This is a genomic window from Nocardia amamiensis NBRC 102102, from assembly GCF_001612745.1.
In the GTDB taxonomy this organism is placed as follows: domain Bacteria; phylum Actinomycetota; class Actinomycetes; order Mycobacteriales; family Mycobacteriaceae; genus Nocardia; species Nocardia amamiensis.
Map to the genome: position 1 here is coordinate 1 of NZ_BDBA01000352.1, position 3,967 is coordinate 3,967.

Genomic DNA, 3,967 nt, shown 5'->3' on the forward strand with positions numbered 1-3,967 from the left:
CCAATGCCGCGCAGTTAGCGGTTTCGGGCAGGTGTCAACCGTCGAGGATCTCGACGGTGATCGTGGTGCGGTAGGTGTTGCGGTCGACGTCGCCCTTGGCGCGGTGTTTGGAGATTGCGCGTTTGACCACGCGGGGGCTGGTGCGCTGGCGTCGGGCCGGTAGGGGTGCGGTCAGCACCGCTCGGCCGACGCCGCCGATCAGATCGACGGTGGTGCCGGTGAGGATGTTGGCTGCGTGGACGAGCTGGTCGCGGGCGGTGTGCAGTGCGATGGTGAAGCTGCCGCGGTCGGGGCTGAATCCGGGTGCGGCCAGGGAGGCGTCGGCGATAGCGGTGCGCAGCGCCTGGTAGGTGACCAGCAGGGCGTAGACCTCCTGGGCGACGCCTGCGGGCGTGCGGGCACGCAGCACCCGCCCGCCGAGCAGGCCCGATTTCAATTCCAGGTAGCTGGTTTCAGCGTGTCAACCACAATGCATTCATAACTGTGGTTCGGCTGTGTGATCTGTGGGTTGGGTGGGTGCGGGGTCGTTGTGCCAGCGGCGGCGGACGTGGTAGCCGCGGGGCAGGCGGCGTAGTTGGCGCAGGCGTTCGAGTTCGGTGGGGTCGGCGGTGATGATCCAGCGCCGGGTGTCGGGGTCCTGGCGGGCGGTGACCCAGCCGCGGCGGATCCAGTTGTAGACGGTGACCGGTGGCATGGCCAGTTCGGCGGCCAGCTCGGGCATCCACCAGGTGTGTTGTCCGGGTGGCGGGGTCGGCCGCTGGGTGCGGTGGCCGGATCGGCCGGTGGTGGCGCGTAGCCGGTTCACCAGGTCCCGGATTGCTTGGGGGCCAAAGGTTTCGAACCGTTTTTGGCGGCCGCAGCCCCTCGTTGTTGAGGGTGTCGGCGATCCGGGTGTCGGACAGGCCGGCGTCGTCGAGTTCCAGCACGCGGGCGACCAGCCGCGGGTAGTAGGAAAGTTGTTCCAGGCGAGCGACTGGGCGGGCCAGCTGTCCGCTGGTGCGGTCCCCGCCGGCCCAGCCGATCTCGGTGGTGACCTGTTCGCTGTCGCCGATCACGGTCACGGTGACGACGTCGATGACCGCGCGCAGCAGTTGTTTGCGGTCGGTGTTGGTTGTGGTGGCGGCGCGCCAGAGGGCGGGGATATCGGCGGCGAGACCGCGGATGCGGTCGCGGTCGGCGGCTGAGAGCACTGGCGGGGTGGCGGCCAGGAACCGGTCGTGGTCTTCGCGTAACCGTTCCAGCTCAGTCAGCGCTTGTTCCCAGTCGCGTTCTAAAGTTCTTGACACCAAACGGTTTTCCGGTTCAGCCAGCCGATAGCAGCGGGCGGCCCGGTCGGCGGCGTAGGCGGCGCGTTCCAGGCGCTGGACCCACAAGGTTTCGAGCCTGCCGCGTTCGGCCTCGATCTCGGCCGCGGCGGCCAGTGACACCTCCAGTGCTGCCGGAGCCAGCATCTCCAGCAGCGCCGCGCTGAGGTAGGCGTCCACGCATCGGCCGGACAGGCGCTGGCAACAGGGCAGGCCGTAGTCGGCCCGGGCGCGGCAGCAGACGTAGGTATAACCGTTGACGACACCGTCACGGTGGGTGTAGTGCACGGTCATCTTGGCCCCGCATCGGCCGCAGCGCAGCAGCCCGGTCAGCAGCGCCGGACCCTCCCGCACGGCACCCGGGGTGTCCGCAGTGGCCCGATTGGCTTGCAGCCGTGCCAGATTCGCCCGCCAGCGCTCAGCGGTGATGTAGGCGGGCAACCGGTCCGGCAGCACCACCGTCCACTGCTCCATCGGCACGCTCACCTTCCCCGTCGATCCCCGCCCGGCGATCCGCCGCCGCGGATCGACCGATCGGCGCCCGTGCGCGTAGATCCCGGCGTAGATCGGGTGGTGCAGGATGTTGTTGACCGGTCATCCGGCTGGGGCGCCGCCACTCCAGCTCACCGGCGTCCGGGCCCTCCCGCAACCGCACCCCGATCCGGATGCCGTGCCCGACCAGATACGCCAGCACCGCGTTGACCGTGCCCAGCTCGTCGAACACCTCGAAGATCAGCTCGATGACCGTGCGAACCTGCTCGTCAGGGTCCTTGACGACCTCACCGGACGGGCGCAGCACGTATCCGGTCGGGACCGCGAAGAACAGCTCGCCGCGTTTGGCCTTGGCGAGGCGACCTGAGGCCATCCGCTGCTTGATCAAATGCAGTTCGACCTCGCTCATGGTGCCCTTCAACCCCAGCAGCAAGCGGTCGTTGTGACAGTTCGGATCGTAGACGCCGTCGCTGTCGGCCAGCAGCGTTGCGGCCAGCGCGCACAATTCCATCAGCTGATACCAGTCCCGGCCCGACCGGGCAAGCCGTGAAACCTCCACTCCCACAATGATTCCCACATGACCTAACCCGACCTCGCTGACCAGCTCCGCGAAACCGGCCCGCCCTGCCGTGCTCGCTCCCGACATCCCCACATCGGCATCGATGATCTTCACCCGATCCCGCGCCCACCCCAGCGCGATCGCCCGGTCGACCAGCGCGTACTGCACCCGCAGCGACTCGGTGTGCTCAACCACCTGACGCATCGTCGACTGGCGCACATAGATCACCGCCAGCCGGTCGGTGTGCTCGGCGCTCACTTTGCCCGGCCAATCCGGCGTCTTCCCGCTCATCGGCCGCGTCTCCATCATCCGGCCACGTCAGGCGTCGGCGGATCATCCCGGTGAGCACCCGGACCGCCGCGACCCGGCTCGACATGGGCAGATCCACCCACTCGATCCGCTGCGGCTTCACCGCCGGCCTCCACACACGCAGTAGCCTCGACCTGCCGCTTCAACCGCTCGGCCACCGCAGCCAACTGCAGCAAGCCCTCACGTCCAATCATCAACCCCTCCAGCCTGTTCCGGCTACAGGTGCATCATGAACCGCACGCTTCGATCTCCCATCGCTGGTGGTAGAGCGCGACCAGCTCGGCCGCGGGCCAGCGGTGTGGGTCGGCCAGGCTGGTGAGCAGCCGGTAACGGCCGGTGCGGCGAGGACCGTCGGCGCAGCGCACGACGATCTCGGCATCGATTACGCGCACGGTCACCGTGCCGATGCGGGTCAGCCACGACCCGTCGTCCAGCCGGGCGATCGTGGGGACTTTCCGGTTCAGTTTGGCGCGGATGAGCAGATCGGCGCCGGTACCGCTGATCTGCTCGATCAAGGCGGTGACCGCGAAGTTGCGGTCGGCCAGAAGCAGCATGCCCGGCATCAGGCAACCGAGAAGCCTTGGCGCATAGGTTATTTCAGCGATCTTGTCCGTCCCGAAGACAGCGTCGACGACGGTGCGGGTACCGCAGGCCACCACCGCCAGCAGCCGCAGCATCGGATAGCCCGCGACGGCGTGACCCCCGCCGTGACGACCGTATCCGGCCACGTTCGCCGCACTGTCGGGCACGAACATCGTGGTGCCGTCGATCGCGCACACCAGAAGCCCCCGCCACCGCGCCGCCCCGGCCGCCGGACCACGCACCAGATCGAACAACACCCGCAACGGTTTCACTCCCACCCGCCGCAACGCCTGGGCCAGCGCCGAAGAACCCGGGGCGGCCACCACGACCCCGGACAATCCGGCACACAACCGCGCCCACACCTGCCGATACCCGATGCCGGTGAACAACGCACCCGCCAGCAGCAGATACACCACCACCCGCGACGGCAGCACCCGCACCCGCGACTGCACCGCACCCGCCTGTTCCAACGCCGCATCGACCAGGTCGAACCCCACGATCCCGGTCAGCTCCCCCAGATGCCCCGGCGCGAACACCCCCTGCGCTACCAGCGGCGAGCGATCAATGACAGACTGAACCGACAGCGGGACTCCTCGATCGAGCGGATTGTCTTGGCGGACAACACCTCTCTACCAGCAGTCCCGCTGTCCCACATCACCACCCAACCCAACACCACGATCACCTTGACAAGCCGCCCCACCCGCTAACTGCGCGGCATTGG

3 protein-coding genes and 1 pseudogene are annotated in these 3,967 nt (G+C 68.2%); all 4 read right to left on the reverse strand.

Going from position 1 to position 3,967, the window contains the following annotated elements; translation table 11 throughout:
- Positions 1 to 34: 34 nt before the first annotated feature.
- Positions 35 to 436 carry a hypothetical protein gene (locus tag NA4_RS37465; protein ID WP_067480848.1) on the reverse strand — a complete coding sequence of 134 codons (402 nt, stop codon included), beginning with the start codon at positions 434 to 436 and terminating at the stop codon, positions 35 to 37.
- Positions 437 to 452: 16 nt separating this feature from the next.
- Entirely contained in the window at positions 453 to 1,886 is a 1,434-nt protein-coding gene (locus tag NA4_RS42300) for a recombinase zinc beta ribbon domain-containing protein (protein WP_307188632.1), read from the reverse strand.
- Between the two features lie 256 nt (positions 1,887 to 2,142).
- Positions 2,143 to 2,664 (reverse strand): annotated as a pseudogene (locus tag NA4_RS43130) (recombinase family protein); the annotation flags it as partial.
- 227 nt (positions 2,665 to 2,891) lie between these two features.
- The gene (locus NA4_RS37475; protein WP_067480851.1) at positions 2,892 to 3,782 is read right to left on the reverse strand and encodes an IS4 family transposase; all 891 of its coding nucleotides are present in this window, start codon (positions 3,780 to 3,782) and stop codon (positions 2,892 to 2,894) included.
- Positions 3,783 to 3,967: the final 185 nt, after the last annotated feature.